Source organism: Citrobacter farmeri (genome assembly GCF_019048065.1).
Taxonomy (GTDB): domain Bacteria; phylum Pseudomonadota; class Gammaproteobacteria; order Enterobacterales; family Enterobacteriaceae; genus Citrobacter_A; species Citrobacter_A farmeri.
In genome coordinates, this window is sequence record NZ_CP077291.1 from 2,947,008 (window position 1) to 2,960,986 (window position 13,979).

At 55.0% G+C, this 13,979-nt stretch carries 10 protein-coding genes; 2 read left to right on the forward strand and 8 right to left on the reverse strand.

Annotated elements, in window-relative coordinates:
- The first annotated feature begins 172 nt into the window (after positions 1–172).
- Entirely contained in the window at positions 173–1,363 is a 1,191-nt protein-coding gene (gene aspC, locus I6L53_RS13925) for an aspartate transaminase (RefSeq protein WP_042320170.1), read from the forward strand.
- A gap of 48 nt (positions 1,364–1,411) precedes the next feature.
- Here aspC and I6L53_RS13930 read toward each other — a convergent pair whose 3' ends face one another.
- The 7 genes from I6L53_RS13930 to cmoM all read right to left on the reverse strand — a co-directional run bounded on the left by I6L53_RS13930 (position 1,412) and on the right by cmoM (position 12,077).
- Positions 1,412–2,059 (reverse strand): MBL fold metallo-hydrolase, encoded by a 648-nt coding sequence (locus I6L53_RS13930; protein WP_042320172.1) that lies wholly within the window; start codon positions 2,057–2,059, stop codon positions 1,412–1,414.
- Positions 2,060–2,078: 19 nt separating this feature from the next.
- A complete protein-coding gene (gene mepK, locus I6L53_RS13935) occupies positions 2,079–2,627 on the reverse strand; it encodes a peptidoglycan L,D-endopeptidase MepK (protein ID WP_042320175.1) in 549 nt (182 codons plus the stop codon).
- A 176-nt stretch (positions 2,628–2,803) separates the two neighbouring features.
- On the reverse strand, positions 2,804–4,654 hold the full coding sequence (gene ldtD / locus I6L53_RS13940) for a L,D-transpeptidase (RefSeq protein WP_217124948.1): 1,851 nt from the start codon (positions 4,652–4,654) through the stop codon (positions 2,804–2,806).
- Positions 4,655–4,826: 172 nt separating this feature from the next.
- Positions 4,827–9,287: a chromosome partition protein MukB gene (mukB, locus tag I6L53_RS13945; protein ID WP_042320180.1), complete on the reverse strand. Its 4,461-nt coding sequence runs from the start codon at positions 9,285–9,287 to the stop codon at positions 4,827–4,829.
- A complete protein-coding gene (gene mukE, locus I6L53_RS13950; protein WP_042320183.1) occupies positions 9,287–9,991 on the reverse strand; it encodes a chromosome partition protein MukE in 705 nt (234 codons plus the stop codon). Before mukE ends, mukB begins: the two co-directional genes overlap by 1 nt.
- Positions 9,972–11,294: a chromosome partition protein MukF gene (gene mukF, locus I6L53_RS13955; RefSeq protein ID WP_042320184.1), complete on the reverse strand. Its 1,323-nt coding sequence runs from the start codon at positions 11,292–11,294 to the stop codon at positions 9,972–9,974. The genes mukE and mukF overlap by 20 nt, the downstream gene beginning before the upstream one ends.
- 3 nt (positions 11,295–11,297) lie before the next feature.
- Complete coding sequence (gene cmoM / locus I6L53_RS13960) at positions 11,298–12,077, reverse strand: tRNA uridine 5-oxyacetic acid(34) methyltransferase CmoM (RefSeq protein WP_042320186.1); 780 nt, start codon at positions 12,075–12,077, stop codon at positions 11,298–11,300.
- Between the two features lie 135 nt (positions 12,078–12,212).
- Here cmoM and elyC point away from each other — a divergent pair, with 135 nt between their 5' ends.
- Complete coding sequence (elyC, locus tag I6L53_RS13965; RefSeq protein ID WP_042320189.1) at positions 12,213–12,992, forward strand: envelope biogenesis factor ElyC; 780 nt, start codon at positions 12,213–12,215, stop codon at positions 12,990–12,992.
- Here the strand turns inward: elyC and I6L53_RS13970 are convergent.
- Positions 12,969–13,862 (reverse strand): YcbJ family phosphotransferase, encoded by an 894-nt coding sequence (locus I6L53_RS13970; protein ID WP_042320190.1) that lies wholly within the window; start codon positions 13,860–13,862, stop codon positions 12,969–12,971. The two genes, elyC and I6L53_RS13970, sit on opposite strands and share 24 nt — an antisense overlap.
- Positions 13,863–13,979: the final 117 nt, after the last annotated feature.

Below are 13,979 nucleotides of genomic sequence, written 5' to 3' on the forward strand. Positions count from 1 at the left end.
TTTGTTAAATGCCTAAAAAACAGGACTTCGGTCCTGTTTTTTTATGCCTGTCAGCCAAATCTTGCGACTTCAAAAAACCTGCAGGGTTTTCATCACTAACGGTTGGCATTTTGTAAATCTACCGTTAACCTGATAACGGATTTCCCTTCTGTAACCACAATGGAACCTCGTCATGTTTGAGAACATTACTGCCGCCCCTGCCGACCCCATTCTGGGTCTGGCCGATCTGTTTCGTGCTGATGACCGTCCTTCGAAAATTAACCTTGGGATCGGTGTCTATAAAGATGAAACTGGCAAAACGCCAGTGCTGACCAGCGTTAAAAAAGCCGAGCAATACCTACTCGAAAATGAAACAACGAAAAACTACCTCGGCATTGACGGTATTCCGGAATTTGGCCGTTGCACACAGGAACTGCTGTTCGGTAAAGGTAGCGCGCTGATTAACGACAAACGCGCACGTACGGCACAAACGCCGGGCGGCACTGGCGCGCTGCGCGTTGCAGCCGACTTCCTGGCAAAAAATACGGCTGTAAAACGCGTATGGGTGAGCAACCCGAGCTGGCCGAACCATAAGAGCGTGTTTAACTCCGCCGGGCTGGAAGTTCGCGAGTATGCTTATTACGATGCAGAAAACCATTCTCTGGACTTCGACGCGCTGCTGAGCAGCCTGAGCGAAGCGCAGGCAGGCGACGTGGTTCTGTTCCACGGTTGCTGCCATAACCCAACCGGTATCGATCCTACGCTTGAGCAGTGGCAAACCCTGGCTCAGCTTTCCGTCGAGAAAGGCTGGTTGCCGCTGTTTGACTTCGCGTATCAGGGCTTCGCCCGTGGTCTGGAAGAAGATGCGGAAGGCCTGCGCGCATTCGCCGCGCTGCACAAAGAGCTGATTGTCGCGAGTTCCTACTCCAAGAACTTTGGCCTGTACAACGAACGTGTCGGTGCCTGTACGCTGGTTGCAGCAGATACGGAAACCGTTGACCGCGCCTTCAGCCAGATGAAATCCGCCATTCGTGCGAACTACTCTAACCCGCCAGCTCACGGCGCGTCTGTGGTTGCCACAATCCTCAGCAACGATGCACTGCGCGCAATCTGGGAGCAGGAACTGACCGACATGCGTCAGCGCATTCAACGTATGCGTCTGCTGTTTGTGAATACCCTGCAAGAGAAAGGGGCGGAACGCGATTTCAGCTTCATCATCAAACAAAACGGCATGTTCTCTTTCAGCGGCCTGACCAAGGAGCAGGTTCTGCGTCTGCGTGAAGAGTTTGGCGTTTATGCGGTGGCCTCTGGTCGCGTCAACGTCGCCGGGATGACGCCGGATAACATGGCGCCGCTGTGCGAAGCCATTGTCGCCGTGCTGTAAGACTTCCGATAAAACAAAGCCCGCGATAAGCGGGCTTTTTAATGGGGATTACCAGACAGGCATTTCATCCTGCAGGAACGGGTTGTGCAACCGTTCATAACCCAGCGTCGACAGCGGTCCATGACCCGGAATAAACGTAACGTCATCGCCTAACGGCAGCAGCTTACGTTTGATCGAATCAATCAACTGGTTGTGATCGCCGCGCGGGAAATCACTACGCCCTACTCCGCCTTTAAAAATCACGTCGCCTGAGATGAGAAGCTGCGACCGCTCGTCAAAGAAAACCACGTGTCCAGGCGTATGGCCCGGGCAATGCAACACCTGTAAAGTCACATTCCCTACGCTGACACGATCTCCTTCGTTAAGCCAACGGTCGGGTGTCAATGGCTGACATTCACCGAGGCCAAACATGCGACTCTGAGCAGGCAACCCCTGCAGCCAGAACTCATCTTCTTTTTCCGGACCAATAACCGGTACGCCATAGTGCTGCGCCAGTTCCGCCGCGGCACCCACATGATCGAGGTGTCCGTGAGTAAGCAGGATCTGCGTCAGCGTAATGCCGCTGGCGTCCACTTCCTGTTTGATTTTCTCAGCATCGCCGCCAGGATCGACAAGCGCTGCCAGACGCGTTTGCTCACACCAGATCAATGAACAGTTCTGGGAAAACGCGGTGACCGGAATAATACGATAGTTCATACTGCTCCTGTTTCGTTAATCACCAGTGCCGCGCCGGCCCGGTGTCAATATGCACAAAGTTACTGCGTGGGTAGTATCCTACACCACCTGCGCGCATAGATAACGCGGCTTTGCGAATATTACTTAACGAAATCCCTTCAATATGAAAATCCATTGCCTGGCCTTTGGTGTGATAGCTTTGTTTGGCTACCCCACGGCTGTGCGAACGCAGTTCATTATTGGTATCCAGTGAACGATAACCGGAGATCAATTGAACGGGTTTACGCGTTCCCAGCAACCCTTGCAGGCGGAAAAGTTGATCAAAGAGTCCGGGATCGATGGACTTCACCTTATTCGCGCGATAGTCACGGAAAAAATGGTTAAGTTTGGCTAATTCATCCTGAATATAAGCTCTGCCATCAAAAAATTCCGCTTTGATTGACTCTCCGGTGTTGAGGTTACTCAGAGTCAAAATACGCGGACGCGGGGTAGAGAGTGTGGCAAACGCAGGCACAGGCAAGATGGCAGCGCCGAGGGCAGCACCACCTAACGCCAGCAGTTTGCGGCGATTAGCGTCAAATTTGTCCATGGTTTAAGGTCTACAGGTCAATGTTATCGTCTATATGCTTTAGCGCACGATAGGCACCTTAACTGGCAACAAAGCCGCCGTCAAGTTGGCCCAACCCCAGCAATGACGGGGCTTCTGGGTCGACGCCCCTGTCACTGCCAAATATTACGACAACAAACTGACGAGAACCTCTTCATTTACCTGATTAATTGTTCTACTTTTGCCACAATTTGTGCGCTGGATCGCGCCGTCAGATCATAATTGTAAATATCTGTACGATACTGAGTGCGCCCGTCAGCCCCCACAAACGCCGTCAGGTAATAAAGGTTGACTGGAATAGTCTGGCGAATATTCACATAGCGTGTATCACCTTGCTTCAGCGCATCGGAAATGCGGGTGTCGTTCCAGCCCGCATCCTGCAACAGCATGTTTGCCAGTTCTGACGCCTTGTTCACGCGCACGCAGCCAGAACTGAGCGCTCGGGTATCCTTCTGGAACAAATTGTGGTTTGGCGTATCGTGCAGATAGATCGCATCGGAACTTGGCATATTGAACTTATAGCGGCCCAGCGAGTTACGCGCGCCAGGTGCCTGCTGGAAACGAAACGGTAAATTTGACGGCGTGATGGTTGACCAGTCCACCTGCCACGGATCGATCGCCTCTCTGCTGTTCCAGCCTCGCATCACGGTATAGCCATGACGTTCAAGGTATCCCGGGTCACTCCACAGTTTAGGCAGAATGTCTTTACGCGCCAGCGTCGGCGGAACGTTCCACGGGGGATTGACCACCACGTTATTCAGCGCGCTACTCATCATCGGCGTTTTACGATCGGGACGACCAACAATCACCCGGGATGCCAGCACCTGATTGCCGTTCTGATAATAGACCAGCGAATACGCCGGAATATTCACCATAATTCCCGTCGAAAGTTCAGACGGCAGCAAACGCAGGCGCTGGATATTAAGCGCCAGTACACCCGCACGCTGCGCGGGCGTCATGTTCAGCCAGTCACGAGTGGCCGGGCCAATGGCGCCATCCGCGCCCAGCCCTTGCCAGGTCTGGAACCGTTTTACCGCATCAACCAGCTCTTTATCATACGCGGCACGGACAGCCGGTGCTGGCTTACTGCGCGGCGCGGTCTGTTTCGCGGCATCCACCTCCGACGTTTCAACGGCAACAGCAGACGGGCTGACCACCGCCTCGGATGGAGTCTCATCCCCCGGCAGCGCAATTTTCGGTCCCCCTTCCAGCATCCCGGTACGTTGCAGAATTTCCCGCAATGCCGGCACATCATTGCTCCACTGGCCCGGTCGCAGCGTTGCTTTACCGGTGAGCTGCGGCCACGGACGCGAATCGCCCACCAGCGTCAATAACGACGCGTGCATCGACGCATACTGAGGATGCTGAGGCGCCAGGCCGTCAATAAACGTCGGGAGTTGTCCATTATCCAGCGCAACCTGCCACTGGTTGATCACCGACAACGGCGGCGTCGCCAACGCATACGGCTTGCTGCTGTAGAGCCAGCGGTTACCCTTGACCGGAATATTGGCGATCAGATGCAGATATCCCATCATTGCATCAGACAGCACCAGATCGCGTGTGATGCCACTAACGCCAGGATCGGTGAGTAATGCCACCCAGTGGGTGAACTGGGGCTGGAAGCCGGCAATGGCGACCTCAGCCAGTTGTTGCTGGAACGCTTTGACGGCTTCACGATTTTCCCACATGGGTTTCATATCGCGCGCCGCATAGAGCAATTCAAGCTGATTCATATAGACAGGCGTATAGCCCGAAGGAAGTTGCGACTGCAGTTCAGTCCGCGCTTTTTCCACTGCCCCTTCAGGAAGAGGCTGCAGACCCGCCATCACTGCCGTTGCGCCAGATTGCGCCTGCGGCCGGGCGAGGTTCTGCTCACTGTCAACAACAGGGCTGTCGCCAGGAATCACTTCAGGCTCATCAGCCTGAGCACGGGACAGTGGAGCGAATGCTACGACCAGGCATAAACTTAATGCCGAGAGTCGACGACCACCAATTTTATTAAGCAACATCCCTTGCCCTCTGGTTACATTACGACATGCTCACATCTACCGGAGCTTTCCTTCATTATAGAAAGGCTGTTATGTGATTGCCTAACCTAATGTAAAGAAGTTTAAAGAAAATGCACCTGAAATCCGCGGATTAAGAAATGATAAAGACGGCTTTTCAGCCGTCTTTGGGGTTTTAGCTGGCTTCTGACGGGGCATCAGCCTCGCCGGGGAGAGGATCAGGTAACTGCGGCGCAAACCCGCGTAGCCCGACCACATGGACGTGTTCCGTATTCTGGAAGACTTTACGGACCAGCTTATAGGTGGTGCCCTTCTCCGGACTGATGTTTTCCGGAGCCGCGATGATCAACTGCATTTGCAAACGCTCGCACAGTTCGAACAGCGTTGCGATGGAGCGCGCATCCAGACGGGCTGCTTCATCGAGGAACAGCAGACGGCATGGGGAAATATCTTTCCCGCGCAGACGACGCGCCTCATCTTCCCAGCTCTGCACCACCATCACCAGGATCGACATCCCGGTCCCGATCGCTTCACCGGTCGACAGCGCACCGGACTCCGCACGCAGCCAGCCGTCGGAACCACGGTTTACTTCCACTTCCATTTCGAGATAGTTACGGTAGTCCAGCAACTCCTCACCAATGGTCTGCGGCGTACGCTGCCCCATGTCGATCTGCGGATTCAGGCGCTGATAGAGCTTCGCCAGTGCTTCCGAGAAGGTCAGTCGATTACTGTTGAACAGATCCTGATGCTGCTCATGCTGTTCAGACAATACTTCCAGCAGCGTGGCATGGGTTTCACGCACATTCACGTTCAGACGCACACTGTGAACCTGGCCGAACGACACGCTTTGCAGCCCCTGGTTGAGCTGGCGGATACGATTCTGTTCACGCTGGATAGTCTTGCGAATAATGTTCGCCACGCTGCGTGAGCTGATCGCCAGTTTCTGTTCGCGGGAGGTCAGCTCTTCGGTCAGACGACCCAGCTCAATTTCCATCTGTTCGATGGCTTCCACTGGATCATCGGTACGAATGATATCCTGACGGATACGCTCACGCAGGTGCTGATACACTGCGACAAAGAACTGGATCTTACGTTCCGGACGCTTCGGATCCTCCGACAAGCGCAGAACATCACGCAGGTGTTCGTTATCAGCGACCGCCAGACGCAGCGCACCCAGCGCTTTATCCGACATGGAACGCAGTTCATCACCCGAGAGATAGGCCAGCTCACGGCGGTGCAGGCGGCGTTCGACGCCGCTGTCTTTCACCAGCCGCATTACTGCGCACCAGCCGGCTTTCGCGGTCACGACCTGCTCACGCATTTCGTGGTAATCGCGTTCCAGTTTGCGCAGTTTGCGGGTCAGGTTATCCATCTCCGCTTCACAGAAGGTGAGCGCTTTTTCGAGCTGGTTACGCCGCGCGCGGTTATTGCTGAGCTGCGAGTGCAGTTCATCGCGACGAATGCGCGCGCGCTCTTCCGCCCCACTGTCAGCGCGAACGCCGATATCCTGCAATTCACGCTGCAGATCGTTGAGCAGCTCTTTCTTGGTATCGTAGGAGCTTTTCAGCGAGGCCAGAACCTGATTGTACTGACTCAGCTGCGCCGCATGGCCACGCAGGGCTTCACGGGCGCGGGTACGTTCGGCTTCGGCATGTTCCAGTCGCTCACGCAGTTTTTCATTCAGATCGCTGTTACCGCTGAGCATTTCCGCTGAGTCGGAATAGCCGAAGTGCGCACGACGCTGAACCACTTCAGTCAGCGCAAACGCCTGCTGACGCGCATCGCGCTGCATCTGCTGGGAATACGCGTAATCTTCTTTTAGCTGTTCAAACTGTTCCGGATCGCTCTGTAACACCGAAACCACCGGTTCCAGTTTCGCCAGTTGATTGCCGTGCTGCTGCACAAAGCGCGCGGCTTCCTGCGCTTCATCCAGACGTTCACGGATCTCGTCCACGCGATCCGCCAGACTATCGTCAGCCAGCAGATTGAGGCGCGGCAACAGGCGGTTCAGAGCGGCAACGCCCTCTTTGGCCTGCTCGTACTGCAGACGCTGCTGTTGGTTGTCACTCTCGTGGGCGGTCAGCGCTCGTTCCAGTTCAACGCGACGGCTGTTGAGCTGGCGAATTTCGGCTTCCGGATCGGATTCAAACGCCACCGAAAGATGACTGCCAATGAAACGGCTGAACGCCTGATGCAGACGCTGTGTTTTCTGTACGTCAAAGGAGAGCGTTGCAAAACGTTCGGACAACCCTTCACGCTCGGCATGCAGCGTTTCGATGCGGTTTTCCCGCGCCGCGCGGCCAAACAGCGGTACGGACGGGAAGCGCGAGTAACGCCACTGGCGATCGGCGATCTTCACCACCACGGCTTTTTCCAGTTCGTCTACGCTGAAAACGCTGTCATCAAACGACTGTGGATCCCCTTCAATCAGATACAGATCTTCCGGACAATCCGTTAAGCCTTCCAGTTGCTCGGAGATCAGCGACAGATCCGGCACCACGATGGCATGGCGTGATGGGCCATACAGCGCGGAGAAGTACGGGGCATCTTCAAGGCTGACATCGTCATAAATTTCTGACAGCAGCACGCCGCCGAAGCGCTCCGCCAGCGCGTTCAGGCGTTGATCTTCCGAACCACCAGGCTGACTTAAGCGTTCAATCTCTTCATCGACGGCATTCTTGCGCGCGCCAACTTCGTCGCGTTCCACAATCGCTTCACGTTCACGCTCGAGCAATTGCTGTAAATATTCGGTCACTTCCTGGCTGGAGGTGAACTCCTCGCCACACTGCTCGCTGAGCTGGCTCAGGCTGTTCTGCGCCGCCAACCAGACAGGCGCACGCTGCATTAAGTGCTGAATGCGGGACTGTAGCTGTTCCTGCTCCTGGCGCAGCGCCATGCGCTGTTCGTGAGCGCTGGAGACGTTGTCAGACAGCGAGGCGATACGAGCCTCCAGCTCCTGATGCAGGGCTTCCAGTTCATCAATATCGAAATTTTTGCCCTGACGCTTACAGAATTCCGCCAGCAGACGTTCGGCTTCCTGTTGCTCGCGCAGACGCTGTTCCAGTTCACTCAGTCGCATACGCAGCGGCTGCACCTGTTCTGCCAGGTGACGCTGATCAACGCCTTCACGTAACAGTTCGCGCGCCACGTCCCAGGCTTCATTTCGCGCCAGCGGGCCATTGATTGCTACCACTAACTGATACGCCTGCTCGAACTGGCTGTGCGCGGTTTGCGACACGCTGACTTTCTGCTCCAGCGAAAGCATTTTTTCGGTCGCTTCCTGCTCTTTCGCCTGGAAGGTCTCCAGCCACTGGGCGGCGCTATCTGCCGTCAGATCCGGCAAATGACACACCGCTCTGGCGCGTTCCAGCGCGGAGATCGCCTGATTGTACTGGATGGCGCGGGTCTGCTGGACGTCCAGCGCCTGCTGGTAATCCGCCAGTTGGCTTTTCAGCTCATCCACTTCCAGCTCAGCAGCCTCGGCACGCGCTTCGTTCTCTTCCTGGCGATCGGCCGCTTCCGCTACCACTTCGTTTTGTTCTTCGAGACGGATCTGCAACTCGTCGAGATCCGCTTCATAACGTTCAATTTTTTCCTGTTGACGCAGGGCGGTTTGCACCAGGTTCAGGTGATCGCTCGCCGCCTGATAATCGGCTTCGAGATCGCCTTCCGCGCCGTTGTGCTCACCCAACTCACGCGCCATGTCGACATGCTTGTACTGCTCCGCCGCCAACTGTTTGCGCGAGGTGTACAGTTCACGACGATATTCCAGCGCTTTATCGAGGTGGATCCGGCGCTCATTAGCGTGGCGCATATAGTCCGCCGCCACGTAGTTGGTGGCTTCGCTGATCAGGTGTTTAAACAGATCGCGATCGGACTGGGTGACGCGAATGGCTTCCAGCGTCAGACGGTTTTCCCGCAACGCGGCTTCCATATCCTGGAACGCTTTACGCACCCCGCTGTTTTCTGGCAGCAGATAGTCGCGCAGAGAACGGGTGATCGCACTGGAAATCCCGCCGTACAGCGACGCTTCAATCAGGCGATAGAATTTACTACGATCGGAGGCAGAGCGCAGACGGCGGGCGATAAGGCCCAGATCGAACATCAGCGAATGGTAATCGGTGATCGAGTTGAACTGCTTAAACTGCACGCCTTCCATTTCGTCGAGCTTCTCTTTCAGCTCGGTCAACGGCAGGACGCGCGCCTGACGTTCATTCAGCGTTTCCGTCACCAGTTGCGTAGGCTGCACCGACATCGGCAGTCCCTGAATGGCAAACGGTTTGATGTCGACTTTACGGTCACGTCCGGCAACCTGCTGCAAACGAACACCAACCACCACGCGCTGGTGGCGCGAGTTGATCGTGTCCAGCATTGAATAACAGACACCCGCTTTCAGCTTACCGTGCAGACCTTTGTCGCGTGAGCCGCTGGTCGCCCCAGCTTCGGTGGTGTTACGGAAGTGCAGCAGGGTTAAATCCGGGATCAACGCCGTGACGAACGCCGCCATGGTGGTGGATTTCCCCGCGCCGTTACCGCCGGAAAGCGTGGTAACCAGTTCATCCAGGTCAAAGGTGCGGGCAAAGAAACCGTTCCAGTTAATCAGCGTTAGTGAGCGAAATTTACCGCGTTCAATCATTATTCTTCTTCTCCACTGTCCGGCTGATTCTCTTCGGTCTCATCATTGAGCAGCAGGTGGTTTTCAACCGGCATCGCTTCGCCATCGCGAATCAGGCGACGCTGCGCTTCCCGCGGATCGTCGCCACTGCGCACATCTGCGCCAAAGCGGAACACCGATTCCGTGATACGGAATTTGCTGCTGTCGTGTCCCATAAACCACACCATGCCTAAACGGCGCAGGCGGTTTAACGACGAGCGCATTTTTTCCTGTAGTTTCTGGCGATCGACGTCGGAGCCGGTAGAACGGTTATTTACCAGCTTCAACAGTTTGGCTTCATCAGCCAACGTCAGCAGCTCGTCATACAACTCCTGCTGTGTGAAAATCCCTTCATTCGCCAGCCGCTCCGGGCTGAGATAGAGGTAGCAAAGAATTTTACCGACCATCATGTCCAGTTCAGACAAGACGGAACGCGGGATAATGGTCGTTGAACGCGGTCGCAGATAGAAGAATCCTTCCGGCGCGCGGATCAATTCCACGTTATAGCGGCTGTAAAACTCTTCCAGGTAGTCCTGAAAATCCATCAGAAAGGCATGATTATCCAGTTCATCCAGACCAATATGACGGCCTGAACGTAATGCGCTATCCAGCGCCGGAAATAACGGATTCGCCAACGCCTGCGCCAGCTTAACCGGCATCACTTGTTCAATATTTGTCAATGACATGCGCCTGTACCTTGGCTCCGTAATCATTAATCGGCTGCCATTTGGCTGGCAGTCCGGTGAAGTCTGCTTGCGCTACGCCAAGACGTACCGCCTGATCGATAACAATACGCGCAACGTCGAAATGACGCGCGCGCGGGTATTGCGCAAGATATTCGCGCACTACCAGGCCGAGATCCAGCGGTGTCTCTTTCGATTTATAGATAGCCAGTTGGCCTTCGATAATCGCCGCCAGCTGTTCGCGGATCTCATTAAACTCTTCGTACTCTAAGTCCGGCGGAAGTTCCCCGGTAACCTCTTCATCACGCAGCGCCATCTCTTCATCGCGCATGTCAAGCAGACGATCGGCGTTGGCATAGGTCAGCGCCCACGGCTCGTCAAAGTAGGTCTGTACCGACTGGCGCAAGCGCTGAGCAAAGACGCGGTTTTTATCCATGTCGATGGCGGTACGGATAAATTTATGAACGTGACGGTCATAGCCAATCCACAGATCGATCGACTGCTGGCCCCAACTGATAATACGATCCAGCTTGCTTTGCAGGTCAAACACCAGCCTGTCGACAAAATGCAGATCGTCGTGAGCCAGCGTCGCATCCTGAATACGCAGCAGATTAGCCTGCAATTTATCGCCCGCCGCTTCCAGCGTATCCTGCAACTCGCGCAAGGTACCGGACGTTTCCGAGAGTAACAGTTCACAGCTCGATATCGCCGCACGCCAGTCTTTATTCAACAGCTGCGCGATATCATCTTTCACCTGCTGCTGCTGTTCATCCATGATGCGCTGGGTCAGATCGATACTGTCAAAGATCTCTGCCACCGAATACTTGAGCGGCGCATAGACATTGCGGTGCCAGTGGAATTCATCACCGCCCTCATCGGCAGCATCCGCCGCGCGCTTGAGCTCGCCTGCCACGATCGATAGCTGCATCGACAAACGCAGTGTGGAAAATTCACGTTGGCGAATGTAGTAATCAGTAATGCCAATGCCGAGCGGCGTCAGGCGATAAATCGCGTTCCCTTCTGCCTGCTCACTGGTAAAGCGGTTCAGCAGACGTTGACGCACCATATCGTTGATCGCATTGTTCGCGCGCACGCCAATGGTTTCGCTGGTTTGCTCAAACGCATCACTTACATGGCGGAACGCATCCACCAGTTCGCCTTCACTCATCTCACCGTCCAGGCGCTCGCCGTTTAGCGTGGCCACCGCCAGCAGGAACGAGAGTCGGTCTACCGGCAGCGAGATAGAGAAGTCATTTTTTCTGGCCCAGGCAACCAGTTCGGGGACTGTCTGGGAAAATTCACTCATAGGTTATCCTTGCATCTGCGGTTTACGCGCGGTGACGTGAATGTAACGCCCCAGGCTGACATACGGCTCCTGGCGACAATAACGCGTTTCTAATTCAAGCAATATCTCATAACAGTCACGCTGCTGATGTTTCTCTCGCAGATAATCATGAAACACGCGTACCCCGGTTTTCCCGGTGATCTGCCAGCCAATCTGTTCCAGCCACTGGTAAACCTGTCCCGGCTCACGCGGGTAGTCTGGCGAAAGGGTACGCTTCTTACGCTTTGGCATCCCTATCTGCACGTAGTCAAAGTTCCCCGCCACCATGTTATGCATCAACAGACCGTTGGCATTGTAGAACATTAACGACAGTACGCCATCGGGACGCAATACGGACCAAAGGGTCTCTAACACGCTGACGGGATCGGCAACCCATTCCAGCACAGCGTGAAACAATATCAGATCAACGGGGCTTTCCAAATGCGAAGCAACATCCTGAGCGGCGCATTGTATAAAATGCATGTTGTGGCTCACATCTTTAGCTTCTGCCGCCAGTTGCGCACGGGCGATCATCTCACCGGACAGATCGCACAACGTCACATGATGGCCGCGTTCTGCCATTTTAATGGCCGTCTGTCCTTCACCGCCGCCAGCGTCCAGCACCCGCAGTTTCTGCGAGCCATAGTCAGCGAGGAGACGATCGAGATCCTGCCACAAGATCGCCTGTCTTAGCTGCCCTTTTGTGGTGCCGTAAATATTACGGGAAAACTTCTCAGCAATGTCATCAAAATTGCGATCCCGCATCGGACTCTCCACAGGCTGGCTTAGGTGTGTTCTGATAAAACCGCTATTTTGTCACACCCGCGCGGAGAATGAACCTCTCTGGTGTAATATCCCGATTATTCTTCTGCTATATGGTCAAAAAAGGAACCAAAAAGGATGCTTTTTACACTGAAGAAAGTGATTGGCGGCATGCTGCTGCCTCTCCCTTTTCTGCTCCTGATGATGGGTATCGGCGTGGTACTGCTGTGGTTCAGCCGTTTTCAGAAAACCGGTAAGGTTTTTATCAGCCTCAGTTGGCTGACGCTGTTCCTGCTCAGTCTGCAACCCGTTGCTGACCATCTGCTACGGCCGATAGAAAATAGCTACCCGACCTGGCAGGATACGCAGAAAGTAAAATATATCGTCGTGCTGGGCGGCGGTTATACCTGGAACCCGCAGTGGGCCCCCAGTTCTAATCTGATCAATAACAGTTTGCCGCGTCTTAATGAGGGAATACGTCTGTGGCGGGCCAACCCGGGTTCAAAATTGATTTTTACCGGCGCGAAGGCCAGAACTAACCCAGTGAGTACCGCGGAAGTCGGCGCACGGGTGGCGCAATCACTGGGCGTGCCGGGAGAGGATATTATTGTGCTGGACAGGCCTAAGGACACCGAGGAAGAAGCCGCCGCGGTGAAGCAGGCCATCGGCGACGCGCCATTCCTGCTGGTCACTTCCGCCTCTCATTTACCGCGAGCGATGATTTTCTTTCAGCAGGCCGGATTAACCCCCCTTCCAGCGCCAGCAAATCAGCTTGCCATCGACTCCCCATTGAATCCGTGGGAACGGGCGATCCCTTCTCCCGTATGGTTGATGCACAGCGATCGGGCAAGCTACGAGACACTGGGAAGAATCTGGCAGTGGCTGAAAGGAGCGTCAGGCGAGCCAGGGCAGGAGTGATTTCGCGGCAAGATCAAAATGAGATCGGTTGAAACGCCCGGTATTAACCAGTTGCGCGACTTCATCCCACAACACATATAACCAACGCCGCCAGATGAACGATTCCGCGACTGGCGCGCGTTGCAGGTAATGCCAGAGCAACCCTTCCGCCAGCGTATTATCCACCAGCCGGAACAGCTCGTATTCCCGTGGCGCCCAGAGCATGATACCAGGTCCCACCATCGCCAGAAGCTGGTCGCTTCGGGCGTCTTTCAGCATGCTGCGCAGACTGAAATTGCCATGCACCAGCACACAGTTGTCGTTAAATCCGTCAAACAGCGCCGGCAGACATTCGCGAGTACGAAACAGAATACGTTTATCCTGCATCGTCAGCCCGGTATTGTTGAACTGGTTGAGCGTGCTCCAGAGCACCTCAACACGCTGGCGGTACCAGGAGGGCCAGATATTCTCCTGTGTATTATCCACTGCGCCAACGCAGCCCCGGCTGTCCTGGCGATGCCAGGCCAGTAATCCTTCGACAATCTGATCTTTGAGCTGTTCCCAGCGCTCCGGCGTCCGGGCTGGCGCTTCAACCGGGACGCCGCGAAGACGCTCCAGCAGTAAGACATCCGGACCGGGATGCTCGTCGTGGGTCATCACCCCGTAAATGACCGGCATTCGCACGGTGCCACTTCGCGCTAACATGGTGGTTTTCCAGGCCAGTTGTTGTGCAACCCCCGGCGTGGTGAAACTTTGAGCCATCAGCGGCATCGGGTTGCCCTGACTGTCATAGAGCGCCCACAGTGCTGTGTCGACTTTTTCATTCACGCATTCAATGCGGCTCAGTTTTTCGCCCAGTAAATGACTTAATTCGGCGCGCAGCTGTTCCATTCAGATTGCCCTCATAAAAGCTACTGCTTTTATAATGAGCGCCACACCGACGGATGTCACCCGGATGAGATCAATTGTTGAAAAGAAAAAACGTGGAAAATCGTAACGGTACGACAC

Excerpts from the sequence above, each read along its gene's own strand:
- aspC (WP_042320170.1), top strand. The coding sequence starts at position 173 with ATGTTTGAGAACATTACTGCCGCCCCTGCCGACCCCATTCTGGGTCTG.
- I6L53_RS13930 (WP_042320172.1), bottom strand. The coding sequence starts at position 2,059 with ATGAACTATCGTATTATTCCGGTCACCGCGTTTTCCCAGAACTGTTCA.
- mepK (WP_042320175.1), bottom strand. The coding sequence starts at position 2,627 with ATGGACAAATTTGACGCTAATCGCCGCAAACTGCTGGCGTTAGGTGGT.
- ldtD (WP_217124948.1), bottom strand. The coding sequence starts at position 4,654 with ATGTTGCTTAATAAAATTGGTGGTCGTCGACTCTCGGCATTAAGTTTA.
- mukB (WP_042320180.1), bottom strand. The coding sequence starts at position 9,287 with ATGATTGAACGCGGTAAATTTCGCTCACTAACGCTGATTAACTGGAAC.
- mukE (WP_042320183.1), bottom strand. The coding sequence starts at position 9,991 with ATGTCATTGACAAATATTGAACAAGTGATGCCGGTTAAGCTGGCGCAG.
- mukF (WP_042320184.1), bottom strand. The coding sequence starts at position 11,294 with ATGAGTGAATTTTCCCAGACAGTCCCCGAACTGGTTGCCTGGGCCAGA.
- cmoM (WP_042320186.1), bottom strand. The coding sequence starts at position 12,077 with ATGCGGGATCGCAATTTTGATGACATTGCTGAGAAGTTTTCCCGTAAT.
- elyC (WP_042320189.1), top strand. The coding sequence starts at position 12,213 with ATGCTTTTTACACTGAAGAAAGTGATTGGCGGCATGCTGCTGCCTCTC.
- I6L53_RS13970 (WP_042320190.1), bottom strand. The coding sequence starts at position 13,862 with ATGGAACAGCTGCGCGCCGAATTAAGTCATTTACTGGGCGAAAAACTG.